This window comes from Devosia sp. (assembly GCF_024707125.1).
Taxonomy (GTDB): Bacteria; Pseudomonadota; Alphaproteobacteria; order Rhizobiales; family Devosiaceae; genus Devosia.
The window spans coordinates 716839-736678 of record NZ_JANQAH010000011.1 but is presented as its reverse complement, the minus strand read 5'-3'; the positions used below and the strand labels follow the sequence as shown (position 1 = coordinate 736678).

21 protein-coding genes are annotated in these 19840 nt (G+C 63.4%); 5 read left to right on the top strand and 16 right to left on the bottom strand.

From position 1 onward, the window contains the following. Positions 1 to 74 precede the first annotated feature (74 nt). From NVV77_RS18345 to NVV77_RS18335, 3 genes are all read right to left on the bottom strand, one after another. Complete coding sequence (locus NVV77_RS18345) at positions 75 to 827, bottom strand: F0F1 ATP synthase subunit A (protein WP_295415390.1); 753 nt, start codon at positions 825 to 827, stop codon at positions 75 to 77. A 20-nt stretch (positions 828 to 847) separates the two neighbouring features. After that, a complete protein-coding gene (locus NVV77_RS18340) occupies positions 848 to 1024 on the bottom strand; it encodes a hypothetical protein (RefSeq protein ID WP_295415389.1) in 177 nt (58 codons plus the stop codon). 74 nt (positions 1025 to 1098) lie between these two features. Further along, on the bottom strand, positions 1099 to 2247 hold the full coding sequence (locus tag NVV77_RS18335; RefSeq protein WP_295415388.1) for a calcium:proton antiporter: 1149 nt from the start codon (positions 2245 to 2247) through the stop codon (positions 1099 to 1101). 184 nt (positions 2248 to 2431) lie between these two features. On the opposite strand from NVV77_RS18335, the gene NVV77_RS18330 reads away from it, so the two are divergent. Both NVV77_RS18330 and NVV77_RS18325 read left to right on the top strand, forming a co-directional pair. After that, on the top strand, positions 2432 to 2767 hold the full coding sequence (locus NVV77_RS18330) for a helix-turn-helix transcriptional regulator (RefSeq protein WP_295415387.1): 336 nt from the start codon (positions 2432 to 2434) through the stop codon (positions 2765 to 2767). Next, complete coding sequence (locus NVV77_RS18325) at positions 2764 to 3228, top strand: SRPBCC family protein (RefSeq protein ID WP_295415386.1); 465 nt, start codon at positions 2764 to 2766, stop codon at positions 3226 to 3228. Before NVV77_RS18330 ends, NVV77_RS18325 begins: the two co-directional genes overlap by 4 nt. Here the strand turns inward: NVV77_RS18325 and NVV77_RS18320 are convergent. From NVV77_RS18320 to NVV77_RS18310, 3 genes are all read right to left on the bottom strand, one after another. Further along, positions 3225 to 3524, bottom strand: coding sequence for a hypothetical protein (locus NVV77_RS18320; RefSeq protein ID WP_295415385.1), 300 nt, complete (start codon positions 3522 to 3524; stop codon positions 3225 to 3227). The two genes, NVV77_RS18325 and NVV77_RS18320, sit on opposite strands and share 4 nt — an antisense overlap. 34 nt (positions 3525 to 3558) lie before the next feature. Further along, positions 3559 to 4626 (bottom strand): AbrB family transcriptional regulator, encoded by a 1068-nt coding sequence (locus NVV77_RS18315; protein WP_295415384.1) that lies wholly within the window; start codon positions 4624 to 4626, stop codon positions 3559 to 3561. Positions 4627 to 4715: 89 nt separating this feature from the next. Continuing rightward, positions 4716 to 5510: a sugar transferase gene (locus tag NVV77_RS18310; protein WP_295415383.1), complete on the bottom strand. Its 795-nt coding sequence runs from the start codon at positions 5508 to 5510 to the stop codon at positions 4716 to 4718. Positions 5511 to 5738: 228 nt separating this feature from the next. On the opposite strand from NVV77_RS18310, the gene NVV77_RS18305 reads away from it, so the two are divergent. Further along, positions 5739 to 7424 carry a tyrosine-protein kinase domain-containing protein gene (locus NVV77_RS18305; RefSeq protein ID WP_295415382.1) on the top strand — a complete coding sequence of 562 codons (1686 nt, stop codon included), beginning with the start codon at positions 5739 to 5741 and terminating at the stop codon, positions 7422 to 7424. A gap of 5 nt (positions 7425 to 7429) precedes the next feature. Here NVV77_RS18305 and NVV77_RS18300 read toward each other — a convergent pair whose 3' ends face one another. Then, positions 7430 to 8434 (bottom strand): NAD-dependent epimerase/dehydratase family protein, encoded by a 1005-nt coding sequence (locus tag NVV77_RS18300; RefSeq protein WP_295415381.1) that lies wholly within the window; start codon positions 8432 to 8434, stop codon positions 7430 to 7432. 147 nt (positions 8435 to 8581) lie between these two features. Here NVV77_RS18300 and NVV77_RS18295 point away from each other — a divergent pair, with 147 nt between their 5' ends. Both NVV77_RS18295 and NVV77_RS18290 read left to right on the top strand, forming a co-directional pair. Then, complete coding sequence (locus NVV77_RS18295; protein WP_295415380.1) at positions 8582 to 8842, top strand: hypothetical protein; 261 nt, start codon at positions 8582 to 8584, stop codon at positions 8840 to 8842. Next, a complete protein-coding gene (locus NVV77_RS18290) occupies positions 8842 to 10764 on the top strand; it encodes a hypothetical protein (RefSeq protein ID WP_295415379.1) in 1923 nt (640 codons plus the stop codon). Before NVV77_RS18295 ends, NVV77_RS18290 begins: the two co-directional genes overlap by 1 nt. A 114-nt stretch (positions 10765 to 10878) precedes the next feature. Here NVV77_RS18290 and NVV77_RS18280 read toward each other — a convergent pair whose 3' ends face one another. From NVV77_RS18280 to NVV77_RS18240, 9 genes are all read right to left on the bottom strand, one after another. Then, positions 10879 to 11295 (bottom strand): hypothetical protein, encoded by a 417-nt coding sequence (locus tag NVV77_RS18280; protein WP_295416258.1) that lies wholly within the window; start codon positions 11293 to 11295, stop codon positions 10879 to 10881. After that, positions 11292 to 12377 (bottom strand): glycosyltransferase, encoded by a 1086-nt coding sequence (locus tag NVV77_RS18275; RefSeq protein ID WP_295415378.1) that lies wholly within the window; start codon positions 12375 to 12377, stop codon positions 11292 to 11294. Before NVV77_RS18275 ends, NVV77_RS18280 begins: the two co-directional genes overlap by 4 nt. Further along, a complete protein-coding gene (locus NVV77_RS18270; RefSeq protein WP_295415377.1) occupies positions 12374 to 13510 on the bottom strand; it encodes a hypothetical protein in 1137 nt (378 codons plus the stop codon). Before NVV77_RS18270 ends, NVV77_RS18275 begins: the two co-directional genes overlap by 4 nt. Then, positions 13507 to 14073 (bottom strand): acyltransferase, encoded by a 567-nt coding sequence (locus tag NVV77_RS18265; protein WP_295415376.1) that lies wholly within the window; start codon positions 14071 to 14073, stop codon positions 13507 to 13509. The genes NVV77_RS18270 and NVV77_RS18265 overlap by 4 nt, the downstream gene beginning before the upstream one ends. Then, a complete protein-coding gene (locus tag NVV77_RS18260) occupies positions 14070 to 15278 on the bottom strand; it encodes a hypothetical protein (RefSeq protein ID WP_295415375.1) in 1209 nt (402 codons plus the stop codon). The genes NVV77_RS18265 and NVV77_RS18260 overlap by 4 nt, the downstream gene beginning before the upstream one ends. Then, positions 15275 to 16531, bottom strand: coding sequence for a WcaI family glycosyltransferase (locus NVV77_RS18255; protein WP_295415374.1), 1257 nt, complete (start codon positions 16529 to 16531; stop codon positions 15275 to 15277). Before NVV77_RS18255 ends, NVV77_RS18260 begins: the two co-directional genes overlap by 4 nt. Then, positions 16528 to 17556 (bottom strand): GDP-L-fucose synthase, encoded by a 1029-nt coding sequence (locus NVV77_RS18250; RefSeq protein WP_295415373.1) that lies wholly within the window; start codon positions 17554 to 17556, stop codon positions 16528 to 16530. The genes NVV77_RS18255 and NVV77_RS18250 overlap by 4 nt, the downstream gene beginning before the upstream one ends. Positions 17557 to 17808: 252 nt before the next feature. Further along, positions 17809 to 19620, bottom strand: a complete 1812-nt coding sequence (locus NVV77_RS18245) for a methyl-accepting chemotaxis protein (RefSeq protein ID WP_295415372.1) — start codon at positions 19618 to 19620, stop codon at positions 17809 to 17811. After that, positions 19517 to 19819 (bottom strand): hypothetical protein, encoded by a 303-nt coding sequence (locus NVV77_RS18240; RefSeq protein ID WP_295415371.1) that lies wholly within the window; start codon positions 19817 to 19819, stop codon positions 19517 to 19519. The genes NVV77_RS18245 and NVV77_RS18240 overlap by 104 nt, the downstream gene beginning before the upstream one ends. Positions 19820 to 19840 lie beyond the last annotated feature (21 nt).

Sequence of the window (19840 nt, the reverse complement as noted above, 5' to 3'; positions counted from 1 at the left end):
GAATCCGCAGCAGCTTTTCTGCAATGAAGGAGGATGGAGAAAATCCTTCGCCATCCTCCGATAGCAAGCTCGCGCTAGTGGGAGGGGTGCATGGCGTCGTTGAGATACATGCAGGTGAGAAGCGTGAAGACATAGGCCTGGATCACCGACATCAGCAGTTCCAGCGCGGTAATGGCCACGGTCATGATCATTGGAGCGACGGCCAGGGCAATGCCGAAGGGGCCAAGGGCCGACAGGTCGACGACGAAGCCAGCGAACACTTTTAGCGTGATGTGGCCGGCCAGCATGACAGCGAAAAGACGCACGGAATGGCTGATGGGGCGGGAGATATAGGAAATGATCTCGATGGGGACGATGACGGGCGCCAGATAGAGGGGTAGGCCGCTGGGCATGAAGAGGCCGAAGAATTTTGGGCCATGCTTCACGAGACCGTAGAGGGTGACGACAGCGAAGACCAAGAGAGCCAGGGCGGCCGTCACCACGATCTGTGCGGTGACGGTGAAGGCATAGGGGAACATGCCGATCATGTTGGCGACGAGGATGAAGCTGAAGAGCGAGAAGACCAGCGGGAAAAACCGCATTCCCTCCTTGCCGATGATCGAGATGACGAGACTTTCGATGGCCTTGTAAAGCATCTCGCCGGCTACCTGCAGGCGGCCGGGCAGCAATGCCTTCTTGTACCCCGCCTGCACCATGAAGCCGCCGGCGACTGCTACGGTGAGCAGCATATAGGCAGACGCATTGGTGAAGCTGAAATCGTGCCCGGCGATCGGGCTCAGCGGGAAGATCGGTTCGACGACGAACTGATGGATGGGGTCATTGGCCATGGCATATCCTCGGATAGTGGTTATTTGGTCAGCCGCAGCGCCACGAGGCCCACGGCGAGGCCGAAGGCGGAGGGCAGGAGGCTGGTGATGATTGAACCGGCTGTGCCTTGGGCGGCGCCCATGCCGGTAAGAATGTCGGCGGCGAGATAGCCGATGAGGCAGCCGATAAGCACGATGACGTTGAGCGGGTTTGACATGGGACACCTCAAAAGGGGTCGTCCCCGCTTAGCCCCATGCCATCAGGTCGTCCTGATGGCGGGCGTCGGCTCTACTAGGTCAGGAACAGCAGCACGCCGTAGACGGCAAAAAGCGTCAGGTGCAGCGTGCCCTGCAAGGCCGAGGCGCGCTGGCCGAGAAAGGTCAGGGTGGTGAGCCCAATGGTGAGCAGCAGCAAAACGGTTTCGGTCGGCGTCACGCCCATGATCACCGTCTTGCCGGTGAAAAGGCCGACAAAGAGCACGGCAGGCACGGTGAGCCCGACCGTCGAGACAAAGGCGCCGAGGCAGAGATTGATGGAGCGCTGCAACTGATTGTCGACGGCAGCCCGGATGGCGGTGATCGATTCTGGCGTGAAGACGATGATGGCGATCAGCACGCCGCCAAGGGCGACCGGGGCGCCGACGGCCCCGATGCCGAAATCGATGACCAGAGCCAGATCATGGGCCAGCAGCACGATGGGCAGCATCAGCGCGACCAGCAGGATCGAGCGAATGACGATGGCGCGCTTGTCGAGACTTGGCACCGCCCCCGCTGGAGCGCTGGTACCGGTCGAACGAAGCGGAACAACCAGTTGCCCGATGTCGGGCTGAATAAAGTAGCGCTTGTAGCCGCGCGTCTGCATCAGCAGGAACGCGCCATAGAGCACGGTCGTGAGAATGGCAAAGGCAGCGGCCTGCATTGGCCAGAAGGTGCCATTTCCCGTGCTGAGCGTATTGGGAAGGATGAGGCCGATACCGGCCAGAAGCAGGGTCATGGAGACATAGGCCATGGCGCCTTGCGAATTATATTCCTGCTCGCCGAAGCGGCGTCCGCCCAGGATCAGGCAGATGCCCATGACGAGATTGAGAATGATCATCATCACCGCGAAAATGGAATCACGGCCGATGGTCGGGTTCTCGCCCGGCCCCAGCAGCACCGCGGCGATGAGGATGACCTCGATCATGACGATGGACAGGGTCAGGATGAGCGTGCCGTAGGGTTCGCCCAATTGATGGGCGAGGTAGTCCGCCTCATGCACCACGCCGAAGGCGGCAAGCAGGATGGTTGAAAAGATCACGACGAAGCAGACTACGGCGATCCATGGTTCGATCGGTTCGTGCAGCCAGGTCGGGCCGAAGATGAAGAAGACGATCACGACGCCCCAAGCGACAAGCAGCTTGGCGATGGTGCCGTTGGGGATGTGTTCGCGGAGCGTGGACACGGTTGCTATCTCCTCAGGGTCGTCCCCGATCAATAGAACCGATTTTCAGGGCCGTCCCCGTCGGTGACGGTTCCACAACCGTCGATACCGCATTTAGACGATCCGGTTTTCGTTGTCCATGGCCGCAAATCCCGTCCAGAAACTTAGCCATTGCGCTAAGCTTTGTGGTGTGATACTTAGCCTTATGGATCAGTATTCACTCGATACGCTCTTTCAGGCACTGGCCGATCCGACGCGCCGGGCCGTCATTGGCCGGCTGGGCAAAGGCGCTGCAAGCGTGGGGGATCTGGCGGCGCCGTTCGATATGGCGCTGCCCTCGTTCATGAAACATGTGCGCGTGCTCGAAGCGGCGGGGCTGATCCACACGCGCAAGGAAGGCCGGGTGCGCTATTGCGAAATCGACGAGGCACGGCTGGCTGCGGTCGGCTCGTGGCTCGATGAGCAGCGGGCGATCTGGGAGAGCCGCACCGATCGGCTCGAGCGATTTGTTGCTGAAAGACAGAAGGAACAGGAACGATGAATTTTCGTCCCGAAACGGACCTGGAAATCACCCGCGTCATCAAGGCGCCGCGCAGTGCCGTCTGGCAGGCCTGGACCAGTCCGGACCAGTTTGCGCAGTGGTGGATCCCAGCGCCGGCCTTGTGCCGCGTCGTCCAAATGGATGTGCGGCCGGGCGGCGCGCTGCTCACGGAAATGAGCGAAGACGGCGGCGCTTTCGGGCCGCATATGGATGCCTGCTACCTTGCAGTGGAGGAGGGGCGGAAAATCGTCCTCACCAATGCGCTGAGCGGCGGCTGGCGGCCGGCCGCCAGCCCGTTCATGACCGCCGTCATCTCGCTCGACGACCACGACCAAGGCACGGCCTATCGAGCCCATGTGCTGCACAAGGACGCGGAAACGCGCGCCTGGCACGAAGAAATGGGCTTTTTTGACGGCTGGGGCACCGTCGCCGCACAATTGGCGAAGCTGGTCGAGCGCTAGAAGACCGGGCGGTAGGTGCCGGGTTCGAAGAACTGCATTTCTTCGCCGCCCCCGGGCTTACGAACGAAGGCGCGGATGCACCCGTTCCAGCGTTCGACACGGGTCGCATCGACGCCCATGCGGCGCAGCTCCATCATGTCGAAGTCATTGCGCTCCTGCTCGGTATACTTGCCGCCGATCGAGAAGCCGAAGGTCACGCGTCCGCTGTCGAAGGCGCCGTCACAAAATGGCGCCGCGACGCTGCTTCCAGTCAGCAGAGCAATAAAGCCGAGGGCGGGCATCAAGTGGCGGGTCATTTCAGATCTCCAGAGTCAGGGGACTATCTAGGCCTCAATTGTGGCGTTGCTGCGCCGAGCGGCGCTCCTGCCAGCGAATTATCACCACGACAGCCGGGATGGCAAAACTGAGCATGAGCAGGCGTATAACATGATGCGCCGCAATGAAGGCAGTGTCATAGCCAAGGGCAATGCCGAGGGCGCCCATGCCCTCAAGAGCACCGGGTGAGAGACCGAGCCAGATCTGGCCAAAACGCATGTCGACCAGCTGCGCGACAGCCAGCGTCATCAGCGTGACGATGCCGACGGTCATGGCAGTCGCAATGAGCCCGCCCTTGGCAGCGGCCATGAATTCCTGGCGGGTGATGCCGACGAAACGGGCGCCGATCATGGCACCGGTCAGGACGAAGGTGATGATCACAAGCGGTGTCGGCATGGCTTCGGAATAGAGACCGCCGAGTTTGGCGGCGGTGGCCGCGGCCATGGCGCCGAGCACCATGCCCGCCGGAATGCGCAGCCGGTCGAAAATCCAGCCGACCGCGACGCAGCCGAGCGCCAGAAGGATCAGTTGCAGGGGCGAGAGGAAGGCGCTCGCCGTTGCCACCTCGAAGTGATCGATGGGCAGGAAGGTCGCGCCAATGGGCACGGCGATGGTGAGCATCAGGATGCGGATGACCTGGATGATGACGATCTGCCGGGAGTTGCCGACCCCGGTCGCGGCTATGCCCATGACGAAGGAGAGATGGCCGGGAAAGGAGCTGAGATAGGCCGTGCCCGCATCGAGCCCGAAGACGCGGCTCAGCATCCAGCCTGTGGTGGCGACGATGATGACCAGTTCGATGGCAAGGGCGGCAAGGCTGATCGGCCAACTGGCGAGAAGCGCAAGACTGTCCGGCGCCACGCTGGCGCCCATGGACATGCCGATGAGAACAAAAATCACGTTGCGCAGCCAATCGGGCAGCACCACCGGAACGCCGGCCATGGCGGCAATGGTGACGGCCAGGGCGCCGCCCATCAGCCAGCCGGCCGGGAGCCCCAGCAGCGTGGCGAGCCCTCCACCCGCAGCAGAAATGGCCAGCGTCAGGAACAGGACGAAAAAATTCTTCGGCTGGGGCAGGGGCATAGCGGAAGGGAAAGCGGGCGGGAAGGATGTTACCCGCCTATAGGTTCCGCACCGCTTTGTCACCCGCCTCGGCGCCTGGAGCGATCACATCATTGGGCCGCCGAGCGCCAGACCTCGCCAAAAGTCTTCCAGACGATTTTTGCATCCAGCCAGAGCGAGAAATTCTGCACATAGGCAAAGTCGTGACCGATGCGCTTCAGCGCCTTGATCTGATCGGTGGTGGGGCCACGCAGGCCCTGGCATTGGGCCCAGCCCGTCAGGCCCGGCCGCATGGACTGGCGAAAGGCATAGTGTGGCACGAGGTCGTCGTAGTCCATGCCCGCCGCCTGCATGCCCGGTACATGGGGGCGCGGGCCGACGAGCGACATCTCCCCGACAAGGACATTGAGCAATTGGGGTAGTTCATCCACGCTGGTCCGGCGGATGAAGGCGCCGATACGGGTGACGCGATTGTCGTTGGCGGTGGCCTGGCGGATGCCCGCCGCATCGCAGCGATCGGCATACATCGAGCGGAATTTGAGAAGCGCGAAAACCTTTCCGTCGCGGCCGAGACGCCATTGCCGGAAGAAGACCGGCCCATTGTCGGTTCGCTTGATCCAGAGGGCAATCAGCAGGAAGAGCGGCGAGAGGAGGAGCAGGCCGAACGCAGAAGCGAGAATATCGATGGATCGCTTGACCGTCAGCGAGATCGACCGAGAGAGGGTGGCCTCGGGCGGTACCGCGCGGCCGTTGTGCCAGTGCACGGCAAGGCCGCTCTGGGGGCGGGTCAGCGTGCGGGGGACATAGGCGGTTCGGACGAAGTCATGACGGGCCGACGTGCGGAGAAACTTCGCCGCTACCGTCCGGCTGGTCTTGCGATCAACTCGATTGGCTGTCCGCTTCATTGAAGCCGCCCAGTGTTATTGATCTGCTTAACGTCTCATTAACCATGATCAACAGTTGGCCGGCATTCTGTCCAGCGCCAAAGACTGGTTATGCGCAGGGATTTGGTGGTGATGCCCCTTCGAATGGCGATTGCCAAGGTTTGATAAATGTAATTCTATTTTCGGAGGGCTGGGGAGGTTGTTCTGATCATTCCGCGCGCCGAGGCCGAGGCCTTTCTTGGTGTATTGGTGCGCCATGGCCGGCTCATCGTTTTTGTCGTTTTGGTCACGATACTGGGTGCGCTGTTTGCCGTGAGCGTGCTGCGACCCATTTACACGGCGACCGCGCTGCTTGTCGTTGAACCTGCTGGCAATCTGCTCAGCCCCGGTGGCACGCCGCGGGCGGATGCGCCAAACAATGGCGCGATCGATGGCATCGTCGAGATCATGCGTTCCGATCCGGTGCTGACGCGCGCCATGGAACTGGTCGATCCCTTCGCGCTGGCCGATTTTTCCTCGGGTTTCGATCTGCAGCCGATGTTTCTGGGCTTTTTTCGCATCGATGCCGAGCCGTTGGCGGCGGGAGAGGCGGGACGGGCGCAGGTGCTCAAGTTGATGCACAATTCCGTCTCCATCAATCGCCGTGGCCTGACCCCGGTGATTGCCATCCGTGCCAGTGCGACCTCGCCAGAATTTGCGGCCCGCCTCGCCAATTCGGTCGGCGAGGCACATATAGAACTCGAGGTGACGGCCAAGTCCGATGGCCTACGAAAGGCAAGCGCCCTGATTGAAGAACAGGTCGATGGCGCGCGCCGACAGGTGCTGGCGCTGGGCGAGACCTTGGCAAGCCTGAAAGCCGCAAGCGCAGCCGAACCGAACGGGCTATCGGCGAGCTTTCAGCCGCAGATCGCCTCCACCGTGCATAGCCTCGATCTGGCGCGGGACCAGTATCAGCGTCTGTTGCGGCGGTCGGCAGAGCTTGAAGAGCAGGCCCAGCTGCAACTGCCCGACGCACGTCTGGTGGCACCGGCTTCTCCACCGTCGGATGCGGGATTTCCCGATATCAGGACGACGCTGGCCGTCGCCGCTCTCCTGGGGCTCGCCGTCGCCCTCGCCTTGGCCTTCACCTTCGATGGGCTGGCGAGCGGGGTGCGCAGCACGGACGAACTGGCCGAGGCCATTGGCGTGCCTGCGGCCGTCGCCATGCCACGGCTCCATGAGAGTCGCTTCGATGGCACCAGCCATGCCGATCAGGTGATTACCGCACCGCTCTCGGCATTCTCGGAAGGCATGCGGACGTTGCAGGTCAATCTGCAGCGAAGCCTGCTATCGGGGGTAGGCGGGCAGGTGGTTTTCGTGCTCTCGCCCGGCGACGGAGAAGGCAAGACGACGACCGCGCTCGGTCTGGCCCGCGCCTTCGATGCGGCGGGGCGGCGCGTCTTGCTGCTCGATGCCGATGTGCGTTCGGCAGCGCTGCATCGGCATGTCGATGTGCCCCTGGCGGGCGGGTTTGAACAGGTTCTGGCCGGAGACGTGGACATTCGCCAGCTTGCGAGCATGGTGCGCAAAGATCCGCTCTCAAAGCTCTCCGTGCTGGTCAATTCCGGCCGTAGCGTGGTGCCGGCGGAAGTGCTTTTTGGCAGCCCTACCTTTGCCAATGTGCTGAGGGGTGTGAGGGCCAGCTACGACATCACCATTGTGGACATGCCCTCGCTCCACTGGTCGGCGGAAGCGGCCTATATCCTGCCGCATGCCGATGCCGTGGTCCTTGTGGCGAGTTGGGGGCGGACAGAGCGGGCCAAGCTGCGCGAGGCGCTTGTTGCCATAAGGCAGGCCCATCCCCTGCCGGTGCCGCTCGTTCCGGTTCTGGCGCTGCAGCCAAAGGTTATCAGATGGCCCACCCCGCGCTACGAGCCGGGCTATTCGTCGCGCTAGGATCGTCAGTAATAGTCAAAATACCAGTCGATGAAGGCGGAGACGCCGGCTTTGACACTGGTCTTGGGCGCAAAGCCGGTGAGGGCCTTGAGCAAGGCCGGCGCGGCATGGGTTTGCTGAACATCGCCCTGTTGCATGGGCAGCAGGTTTCGCCGGGCTTTTTTGCCCAAAGCTGCCTCGACCGTGTCGATGAACGGCAAGAGGCCGACGGGTTGCCCGCCGCCGATATTGACGCTGCGCCATGGCGCGACCGGGGAGAGGGAATCCATGCCGCCCGGCACCTCGATGGGCTGACCTCTTGCCGGCGGCAGCGGGATCAGCCGGACAAGCGCTTCGACGAGATCGTCGATATAGGTGAAATCGCGCTGCATATGGCCTTCGCCATAGACATCGATCGGCTCGTCGCGCCCGATGGCCGAGACGAACTTGAAGAGCGCCATGTCCGGCCGGCCCCAGGGGCCATAAACGGTGAAGAAGCGGAAGCAGGTGGTCGGCAGGCCGAAGAGATGGGCATAGGCGTGGCTCATCGCCTCGCCCGCCTTCTTGGTCGCGGCATAGAGCGAGATGGGGAAATCGGTGCGGTCGGTTTCGCCGAAGGGCACGGTCTCGTTGCCGCCATAGACCGAGGAGGTCGAGGCAAAGAGCAGGTGCTGCGTGCCGGTCTGGCGCAACACTTCGAGAAGGTTGAAGGTGCCGGTGAGATTGGAGTCGTGATAGGTCCGCGGCGCCTCGATGCTGTATCGGACCCCTGCCTGGGCCGCGAGGTGGATGACGACATCGGGAGCAAAATCGGCGATGGCCGTTTCGAGGGCAGCGCGATCTTCGAGCATTGCCTCGGTGAAGGAAAAGCTGTTCGACGGCGTCAGAAGCGCGAGACGCGCCCGCTTGAGCGAGACGTCGTAATAGGCCGTCATCCCATCATAGCCGTGCACGCGATGACCATCTTCGAGCAGACGACGAGCTAGGTGATAGCCGATGAATCCGGCCGAGCCGGTTATGAAGATCTTCATTCTATCCCCGCGCGTACTTGCCATCCGATAGCGCAAAACTCCTGAAAATGCCGTTATTTATCCCGGTCGGCTATTTGCCGCGGCCGATTTGTCCCCGCTCTCTGTCGCGCGCCTAGACTTGAGGCTCCTCTCTCAGCGGAGCCGATCATGGCCGACATATTCTCTTCGCATAATATCGACGTGGCGGCACCAGCTGCCGGCGCCTTCGCCATCACGCCCAGCGACGGCACCATTTTCGACCAGCCAACGCGCGCCCTCTATGTCGGCGCCGCCGGCACCGTCCAGGTCGAAATGCTCTGGGGCGGTACTGTCACCTTCGAAGGCGTACCCGGCGGCTCCATGCTACCGATCCGCGTGCGCCGCGTGCTTAGCGGCACCTCGGCCGGCTTTCTCGTCGGGCTTTACTAATGAGCGGCCGTGCGGGGCCCGCGCTCGGGCTTGGTTATTTTCCGGGTGCCACACCGGTTGAAGCGGGCGGCGCATGGCTCGATGCCGACTTTGCCCATGGCCGCTTTCGCTTTGCCGGCCGGACGCTGGCCAATGAGAGCCAGTTCCGGCTGGCGGTCGGCGGAACCGTGCCGGCCAGCGGCCAATTGGTCATCGGGCCGCATGTCGCCGAGACAGCGCCGGAGCTTTTGTCCGACGGCAATTTTGCCGGCGGTAGCGCCGGCGATTGGTCCAGCGTCGGCAGCGCGGTGGCTGTCGCGTCCGGGGCGCTACGGGTGACAGGCAGCGGTGGCAATGGCTCAGGTGCCTATCGCACCATTGCCGGGCTGGTCCAGAGTGCCGGCCGGGCCTATCGCCTTGTCGGCGAGGTGTGGCGCGAAACCTCGTCCAATGTGACGCTGGGTTTTGGTGCCGGGGGCGGAGGCACGGCCAACTATGCGCAGACGGCTAATCTCACCGTCACGACGCCGAGCCAGTCGGTGCTTTATTGCGGCGGGTTCAACCCCTCCACCGCTTCAATTGCGCTGCGCAACCTGACCAATCCCTCCACGGGCATCTATTGGGCAGACAATCTTTCATTGCGGGAAGCTCTGCCCTGCGCCGGGTTTCGGCCAGGCGCCTTGTGCGGATTGGTTGAGGCGACGACGCCTGCCAGCGGTGGCGCCGGCGGTGTGGTGTTCCAGGCCGATGACAATGCCGATTTCAACGGCAACTGGTTCGAGCGCAATTTCATCCGCCTCATCTGGGATGCGAGCCAACGCCTGCGTTTCATCGTGTCCTTCGGTGGCAGCGGTACGCAGGTGGAACAGGCCAATCTCGATCTTGGCGTGGTCCCGGCCGGTAGTGCCTTCGCCGTGGGATTTTCGGCGAGGGATGGCGAATATCGTGCGGCCCTTATGGGGCAGCCGGTGCAGCAAACGCTTTCGGGCACCTTTCCGGGCCTGGCGGCGCTGCGGCTTGGCCGTGGGCGCTCGAGCGTTTCCGGTCTCTGGACCGGCAGCATCGAGCGGGTCCGGCTCTTTTCCGAGCCCATGGGCGAAGAGCAGTTCGCGGCGCTCGTGGCCGGCACCGGCATTGTCGCCTGGGGCGATAGCCTGACGGCCAGCGCAGGAGCAACCGGCGGGAGCACCGGCAGCGCGACCTATCCGGCGGTGGCGCAGACCCTGTTTTCGCCGCGCCGGGCCGTTGTGCGGCAGGGCGCCGGCGGGCAGACCTCGACGCAGATTGCGGCGCGGATGAATGCCGTGCCCATTCTTGTCACCGTGTCTGGCGGCGCCATTCCGGCGTCCGGCTCTGTGGCCGTCACCGACAAATCGGTCAATGTGCTGGTCGGCACGGGCGGCTATGCCGGGAGCTTGAAGGGCTGGCTGGCGGGCGTTGAAGGCACGATGTCGACGGACGGCTCGGGCAATTGGAGTTTTGCCCGGAGTGGTACGGGCGCAAGCGTGCCGGTGGGCGCCAATGCACGCTTCACCTGTGCCTGGGGGCAATATCTGCGTGGCCATACGGCCTGGCTATGGCTGGGGCGCAACGGCGCGCAGGCCGGGCATAGCGTGCTGGGCGATATTGCGGCGGCAGTCGCCTCGCTCGGTCATGGCCGCTATCTCATCGGCGGCATCCTGCCGAGCACGGCCGACAGCGGGGCCGGACTGACGCAATTGGCCGCACTCAATGGACAATTGGCCAGCACCTATGGAGCCCGCTTTGTGAACCTGCTTTCCGTCCTCTCGGCGGCAGCGAATGGAACTGCGGAAGATATCAGCGATGTAGCGGCTGGCTTCGTGCCGCGTTCCCTGCGGTCCGACCATCTGCATCTCAACGATGCCGGCTATGCCATTGTGGCGCAGGCATTTCATGCGGCGCATATGGCGAAGGGTTTTTGAGACCCGACTGACGCATACGCAGAAAGCGGGCGGGGTTGCCGATGTGGATGGCCCAATCGGGTATGTCTGAAAAAGCAACTGCGCCCGCGCCCAGAACTGCACCTCTGCCCAGTGTTACGCCCGGGCCGACAATGGCCCGGGCGGCGACCCAGCTTCCGGCCCGATATGGATGGGCCGGGCTACAAGCGCAAAGTCCGGCGCATCGACATCGTGTGTGCCGGCTAGCAGATAGGCATATTGGGAGACGATGGCATTTTGGCCCAGGTGTATCGGGGCCTGGCAGTAGATCACGGTCTGCCAGCCGATGACCGCGCCATCTTCGAGCGTGAGATGGGGCGGGTACCAGATTTTGGTGCTGCCATAGACACGTACACCACGCCCCACCCTGGCGCCGAAAAGGCGCAGAATGGCGCAGCGCCAGCCATGCAAAGGTGGCGGCGTCCAGGCGGCGAACAGTGTCCAGCAAACGCTCCACAGCGCGCGGTATAGGCGATTGCCCAGGGAAAAATGCCGAGCTGCGAGGCGCGTCATGGTCGTGGCCCATCGAGAATGCGCGCATAGTGGTCGAGCATCGAACGGGCGATATCGGGCCAGAAGAACGGCCGGGCCGCCTCTCGGGCGCGGGCGGAGCGTGCAGTCTTCTCCGCGTCGCTCATGCCTTCCATTCGGACGAGGAGGGCAGGGAAGTCGGAAAAGTCCGGCTCCATACGGAGCGCCACGTCGGCCGCGAAAAGCTGCGGCAGGTGGCAGGCTTCCGTCAGGATCGGAATGCAGCCATGGCTGAGAGCTTCCAGTGCCGCCATGGGCAGACCCTCGCTCAGCGAGGGGAGAACGAAAAAGCTGGCCGCCGACAAAGCCTGGGCCTTGCTCTCGCCACCAAGCGCGCCGACAAAACGAACGCGCTTTTGCCCTTTGCAGCGGGCCGCGACCTCGGATTCGTATTCGGGCTCGCCCCAGCCTGCTACGGTCAGCACCGTGCGCTTCGAGTGCTGCTCCCAGGCGTCAACAAGCGGAAGAACCTGCTTCTTCTCATGCAGTCGGCCGAGATAGAGCGCGCCGGAGCGGTTTTGCGGTTCGGTCGCTAGGGCTGGTTCGACGCCATTGGGCAAAGTGAAAATGCGGTCGGCAAGACTGGGCATATAGGCAAGCGCGGCTGCGGCCTCGTGCTCGGAGAGAGCATGAACGTGGGCGCGACCGAGCATGGGGCGTTCGAACAGTGCCGCATGGGGCCGCTTGAGCCATGGTTTTCGCGCCAATATCCAGGGATCGAGCATGCCGCGCGGCGATACGACGACCTTGGTTCCGCTCGGGGCGAACCGGCCATGAATGGAGCCGGCCGACCAGATGCCATGGACATGGAGAATATCGGGCTTTAGCTGCGCGATCTCGGCCTGCATGGAGAGGGAAAAGCCATAGCGGCTGTGCCCAAGAGGGTGAGTAAGAAGCGGTAGCTTGCCCCAGACATGCTTTTCATCCGCAGAACCATTTTCGTGGCCGCCGGCTACCATTACCTCCGCGCCGAGATTGGCCATGGCCCGGGCCAGGCCCGAGACCGAGTGATAGAGCCCACCGGCAGAGCGCCCGAGACGTGTCGAATAGTGGACGATCCTCATGGACGACCGCCTGCCTTGGGTGCGTGACTGTCCTGGTTGGCCTGGAGCCAGAGCAGCAAGACAGCGCCATAGCCGAGCGTTTCAAAGGCAACAAATACAAGCGGAGATGCCTGGGCCAAAGCCAGCGCCAGCCCCGCGACGCCGAGAACGCAGACATTCACCAGGCCTGCCAGCGCGAGGCGGTGCCGGCCCTGAAGCTGGAAGGCATAAATGCCGGTGGACGAGAGCTTTTCGAGACTCTGCCAGGCAATGACTACCAGAACCAGGCCGTGTGAAACTCCCAGCCCTGGGGCAGCCAGTGCCACCAGAATGCCAGCCACCAGCGCAACGGCGGCTTGGCCGGTCAGGCTGAGCCCCATGCTCGTCCGGTGCCGCGCCAGCTCGACCCGTCGCAGGTAGGTGACAAGCAGGCCGGCTGCGTTAAAAGCCTGCTTGGCATAGATGATCAGCGCCGGCAGGGGCCCGGAAAAACTTGCGCCGAGCACGAAGAGAACGGCGCGACCATAGAGTTGGCCAATGCCCTGCGCACCCATGATGGTGACGATTTCCATCAGCGCCGGGCCAAAGTCCGCCTTTGCCGAGAAACGATCGGCGCGTACGAGGAGCACATGCGCGGCCGCCAGGATGGCAGTGCTCCAGAGCGCCGCATGCCCCGCCATCTCGGCCGTGATGTCGCCGCTTAGGGCAGCGCCGAGGCAAAGCGGCAGCATCCAGCCGTTTTGCAGCAGCATGGCCCAGTGCTGCAACCCGCGCCGGTCGAGATCGGTGTCGAGGACAGAAAATCGCAGCAGCAGCGCGATGGCCAGGAAGGGTAGGAGTGCTGCGGTATCCTCCGGCGCAAAATGCCAAAGGAGCGGAAGCGTCGCACCGAGCAGTGCCGCGACGCCCGCGCGATAGACGAGATAGGCTGTTCGTACCGCGGCATCGCTGTGCCGCAGCCGCAGCATGGCCGGGATAAGCCCGGAACTGCCATCGAAGGCGAAGAAGACGAGCCCCAAAAGCCCGCCATACTTGGCGAGGGACAGGATGGCGTCAGTTTGTCCTGTGGCGACAAGCCAGGTCTGGCCAAGAAAAATGGCGCCGGGTGGCACCGCGGCCAATGCGAGACCCGCCATGTGCCGTGAGGCCGTCATGGCAATGTCCTTTGGATGCGGGCGGGGGTGCCGAAGGCGACGGCGCGCGCGGGGATGTCGTGATTGACCAGACTATGTGCGCCAATCACCGCGCCATCGCCGATGGTCACCCCCGGCAGGATGGTGGCGTGGCGGCCGATCCAGACATTGTTCCCGATACTCACGGGCCGGATGACGAAACCGCTTTCGAGAACCGGCACGGCCGGATCGATCCTGTGATCGCTGTCGCGGATGGAGCAGTTCTCTCCGATGCGCGTGCCGTCGCCAATCGCAACGGCTTCGCGTGCGGAGAGGATCGTACCCTGATTGACCGACACCTCGCGACCAAGCCGCAAGCTGCCGCCTCCTGCTACGGCAAGGCTGATATTAGGCCCGAGGAAAGTGCTGTCGCCGACCTCTATCGTGCCGGTAACGCCGGCGCAGCGGATCGGCCCGGCAAAGGTGACATGCCGACCAAAATCGACCCAGGCGAGGTAGACATAACGATACCAGAGGCTACGCGCCGCGCGTGCCGTGAGGTCGATGGCCCTGGTGAGGTAGCGCGAAGCGCTGTGGCGGGTCATGACGCCACCCTTGGGAGACGCGGCACGTGGGTGGCGCGCCAAAGGCCGCCAATGGCTGCGGCGAGGAGGAGAATGGCCAGCCGGAAGATCGCCGTGTCGAAGCCGCCGCGCAGTGCAAAAATGGCGAGCAGAGGGATCAGGCTGACGATGAGCGCCTGCATAAGCGGTTGCAGTCGGGTGAGGGCGCGATAGGCATTGTCGAGCAGGGCCAGCGCACCGCCGAAGACGATGCCAATTGCCGCGACGCAGATGAGGCCGCCCGCAGCAAAAGCCTCGCCGGCAAGACCCGGTGTCAGGCCGCCGAGCCCGTCGCGCGCTTCCATCAGGCGCAGTGCGCGGCTCAGCTGCATCGGCTTTTCGGGAAACAAGGCGCGCGGAAACAGCTGTTGCAGCACCTGCCAATAGTGCGCGCCTTGATAACCGGCTTCTTCGACAAAGCGAGCCGCCAGGGCATAGCTTTCGAGCAGCGAGAGTTGCGACAGGGTCAACCGGATTGATGCCGCGAAGTCGGTTACTTCGCCCTGCAAAGTGAGGCGGAAGCTGAGCGTGAGCGTGACCAACAAAGTCGCGACCACAGCGGGCAACAAAAGACTGCGCAGCCGAACGCGCCGATGGGCGAGGAAGACGAGGCCAAAGGCCATGGCGGTGATGACAAACTGGGTGCGGCCACCAAGGAGCCAGAAGACGAGCAGCACCACACCCGTCGAAAACCATGGCGGTGCCGACCGGCTTGCGGCTGCGTAGACGCAGAGAATGGCCGTGGTGAACGCAGCGAGGCAGGCAAAGGCATAGGTCAGCGAAAACAGTGCACTGTCGACGGGCAGGCGCAGGAAGCCGGTCTGGGCGAAGCCGAAAAGGCCTCCGGGCGCAGCGGCGATCAGGCCAAGTAGTGCAATCAGCACCAGAGCGTGGAACCGTCTTGGTGCCGCGGAGACGGCCACTTCTGCCAGCGAAACGCTTGCGGCTGGAGACCGCGCAAACAGCCAATAGCCGGTGTACCACGCGAGGCTTGTGAGCCCGGCAATGACGGTCGCGGTACCGATCTGCGCCCGCAAGGTTGCGGAGATGGTGTCGGGGTCGAGCCAAACCAGCGGCAGGGCGTGGAACAGCAGGATGGCCAGGCTCAGAAGCATCAGGCCGGGCCGCCCATGGCTCAGCGCAAGAAGCAGGCCCACGCTGCCGGCTGTGATGAGTGCGAGCGTCATTGGCGCAGGCTTTCGGCAGCACGGGCGCGATCGCCGCTCTCGTGCGCGGCCTCAATCGCAAAAGCGAAGTGCCCCAAAATGATTTCGCGGTGCCAGCGCCGCTCCGCCCGGCGCCGCGCCGCCTCGCCAAGGCTTTTAGATAGCGCCGGATCATCGCAGAGCCGCTCGATCACCGCGCCAAGCGCTACTGCGTCGCCCGGCTCGACGGTGAGGCCGCAACCTTCGATCTCTTCGAAAATGCCGGTGCCCTTTGCCGCTGTCGCAATGACGGGGCGACCGGAGGCCAGCATGTTGGCGAGCTTGCTGGGCAGGACGAGATCGGCCGCGCCGGCAATTTGCGGCAGCAGGTGCACGGTCGCGAGCCCCAAAAGCTCTCCCAGTTGTTCGCGCGGTTGCAGATCGAAGAAGCGTACATTGCCGAGATCTGCCGCCATGGTTTCCAATTCGGCCCTATACGGACCGTTGCCGCAGATGACGAAGGTGATGTCGTCGCGGTGTGCAAGGCAGCGTGCGGCCTTCATGACAAGATCGAGCCCCTGCTTGCGCCCCAAAGCGCCGGAATAGAGCGCGACATGGGGTGTCGTGATCCCAAATTTCTGCCGAAAAAGAGACGGCGGGGCGAGAGGCGACACCTCGGCGAGATCACCCCAATTCCGGTGTTCGGCCACGTGTTCGCGCAAAACCCCTTTCTCGGCGAGCCGGCGGCACATGGCGGGGGAGATGGTGCTGACCCGCCCAAATCCCCGCAATATCCACCGTTCCACTGCGCCGAGCAGTTTTGCGATTCCGCGATTTTTTGAAACAAGGCCGGTCGCCACAGCCGCTTCGAACTCAAAATCCTGCAGATGCAACCAGGCGCTTGCGCCGGAAAGCCGGGCGGCAAGCAGCGCCAAGGGGGCGGCCATGAGGCTCGGAGCAATCGCGATCACCCGGTCTGGCCGCCAGAATATCGCCTCGCTGAGCAAAATGGGTGCGGCAGCAAGGGCAAAGCTGAATTGATGCAGCAGGCGCATCGCGCCACTGGGGCGAGCCGGGATGAAGTGCGGCACGCGGCAGATGCGAACGCTGCCCAAATCTTCCAGGCTCCAGCCGCGATGGCCGGGGCGTGGACGCCACTCGGGATAGTACGGTTGGCCAACGACCGCGCGCACCTCGTGGCCGCGCTCGGCCAGGGCTTGGACGAGCCCTGCCGTATAGGGGCCAGTGCCGATGAGTTCGGGCGCATAATTGAGGCCCAGCAGCAGGATTTTCATGCCGCTGCCTCGCGCGCCAATTGCGCCTGGTACCAAGCGTAGGTGTCGGCCAACCCCTCCGCGAGCGCAATCTTGGGTCGCCACCCCATCTGCCGCAGGCGGCTGGTATCGAGCAGTTTTCGCGGCGTGCCGTCGGGCTTGCTGGGGTCGAGCGCAATGGCGCCGTCATAACCCACCGTCCGGCAGACCAAATGCGCAAGATCGATCAGCGCGATGTCCTCGCCATAGCCGACGTTCACCGGGTCGGCGCCGGAATAGGTTTTGAGCAGCAGCACCAGCGCATCGGCGCAGTCGTCGACATTCAGAAATTCCCGCCTTGCCGTGCCGGTACCCCACAGTTCGAGTTGTCGCGCGCCGCGGCTTTTGGCTTCATGCGCCTTGCGCAGCAGGGCGGGGAGCACGTGTCCCGCCTCAAGGTCAAAATTGTCGCCAGGGCCATAAAGATTGGTCGGCATGGCGGTGATGTAGTTGCGGCCGAACTGCTGGCGATAGGCCTCCGCCAGTTTCAGCGCCGCAATCTTGGCGAGGGCGTACCATTGGTTGGTCGGTTCGAGCGGCCCTGTAAGAAGGGCCGCTTCGCTCATCGGCTGCGGCGCCGATTTGGGATAGATGCAGCTTGAGCCAAGGAACAGCGCGCGGTCGATGTCGGCCTGATGCGCCGCCCTGGCGATGTTGAGATTGATGGCGAGATTGTCGGTCAGGAAACCGACCGGGTCCTGCATATTGGCCAGAATACCGCCGACCCTTGCAGCAGCGATGACGATGGCATCGGGTCGTGCTTCCCCGACAAAACCCTCAACCTCTGCCTGACGGGTCAGGTCCAGTTCGCGCCGGTCGACAGTCAGCAGCGTACAGGCCTCGCCCTTGAGGCGCCGCAGCAGGGCCTGCCCGACCATGCCTCTGTGGCCGGCAATCCAGATGGTTTTGCCTGCGAGCGAGAAGCCCGGTTTTGCCGTTTCTGCCGTGTGGTGGTCCGGGTGCGCCTGTGCCAAAGGCAAGGCTTCGCCCTCATGCTCTTCCGACATTTTCGTGGCCCCCGTAGCCTGAAGAGAGCTCAAGTCTTCGGCCGAACCGGCTTGGGGTCAATGCGGATTAATTAACGTGTTGCAGGGGTATTTACGGATTTTTTACGATAGGCCCGCCGGATTTCGGGGCGTAGGGTTGCACAGCACCAGAGTGTGCCTTTGCTGGCCTTCCAAATGTCCATCCAGACAAGAAAACGGCGCCACTCGGGTGAGGGCGCCGTCTTGTCTTGCGGTTTTTATTGGTCGAAACGATCAGAACTCGTCCCAGTCGTTCGCCACGGCAGCACTGCCTTGGCTCATATATTGGCTTTGGGCCGGTTTGGTCCTGATGGACGACGCCGGCGCCGCACGGCGCGGCTGCGGCTTTTCGATGACCTGCAGGCCCTGGGCGATGTGGAAGACGTCGACAATGGTGTCGAGCTCGTTGGCGCGGGCCTCGGTCTGCTCGATGGCCGCGTTGGTTTCTTCCACCAGCGCCGCATTGTGCTGGGTCATTTCGTCCATCTGGCGCACGGCGACATTGATCTCGTCGATCGCCTGGGCCTGCTGGCTGCTCTCGCGGGCAATCTCGGCCATCATGGCGCTGTTGCCGCGCATGGCTTCCAGCATGGAGCCGAGTTTTCCGGCCGCGTCGGATACGAGCTTGGCGCCGCCATCGACTTCCCTGGCGCTTTCCTCGATCAGTGCCTTGACGTCCGAAGAGGCTTCCGCCGCCGATTGAGCGAGACGCCGTACTTCCACGGCAACCACGGCAAAGCCCTTGCCTGCTTCGCCAGCCCGCGCCGCTTCCACCGAAGCGTTGAGGGCGAGAAGGTTGGTCTGGAAAGCGATGTCGTCGATCATGCCGATGATGTTGGAGATCTTTTCCGAGGCCGTGGTGATGCGGCCCATGGCGGCCGTCGCCTGGTCCATCACGGCGCCGCTTTGTACGGCCGATTGCGTCACCGCTTCCGCAGTGGCGCTACCGCGCTGGGCGCGCTTGGCGTTTTCGGTCACGGCGGCGGCGAGCTGTTCCATCGTGGCGGAGGTTTCCTCGATGGTTGCGGCCTGCCGGGTCGTGCGTTCGCTGAGGTCATTGGCGCCCGCGAGGATTTCGCCGGTCGCGACCTTGACGCCGCGCGAGGTGGTGCGCAGCCGCGTGACCACGTCGGTCAGCGTATCGGCCACCCGGTTCATGTCGGTCTGCAGCTCAAGGAAGGCACCCTGATGCGAACCGGTCATGCGCTGGGTCAGGTCGGTATCGGCTAGGGCGGCGAGCACCGAGCCGGCATCGGCAAGGCCCACGCGGACGCTCGACACCATGGCGTTGAAATTGCGGGCAATGCGGGTGATGTCATCGTCGTCGAACTGGGTGGTGATCGCACGGCTGAAGTCGCCGGCCATGGCGGCTTCGACCACGTCGTCGAATTCGCCCTGGAAGGTTTCCATGGTCCGCGTTCGCGCGGCTGCGCGCAGGGTGGCGGCCTGTTCTTCGGCCGTCATGGAGGCCATCTTGATGCCGTTGTCCTTGAAGACCTGCACAGCTTCGGCCATTTCGCCGATTTCGTCGGCGCGATTGAGCCCCGGCACTTCGGTTTCGAACTTGCCTTCGGACAGGTCGCGCATGGCCAGGGTCAGGTTGCCGATCGGGCGGCCGAGCTGGGCGGTGCCAAGGTAGATTGCTGCGGCCGTGCCAGCCAGAATGCCGAGACCGGCGGTAACCAGCAGCAGGGTCCGCATCGTGCCCTGAAAGCCGACGATTTCGGCCTGGATAACCTTGTAGCCCTCAAGGTCGGCGGCGACGATCGTGTCGATCTCGGCCTGGAAAGCCTTGCGATTGGCGCGGTTGGTGTCGTTATTGCCCTGCACATTGGCCTCTGCCGGGTCGACATCGCGACCAAGGCGGGCGATTTCGGTGCGGAAGTCTTTGAACTCCGCAGCACGGGCCACCATGGTGTCGAAGGTGGCAAGCTCGCTGGCTTCAACGAGCGGACGCCAGGTGGCGATGACTTCGTCGATCCGGCCGAGCTGGGTGATGATGCCTTCGGCGAAAGGGGCGGCCTTTTTCGGTATTGGCGGCGGCATAGATGCCGCGCGATTCCATGACCACGGCCGTAACCAGCCGGTTCATGGTTTCACCATAGAGGGCGCGTTTGGAGGAGTCGTCGAGCCGTTGGATCTGATGATCATATTCGGCCACGACGTAGAGGCCGATGCCGGTGATCAAAGCGGCGACGACGCCCATGATGCCGACGATAGACAATACCTTGCCGCGAATGCGCATGCGACAATACCTTTTCAGTCT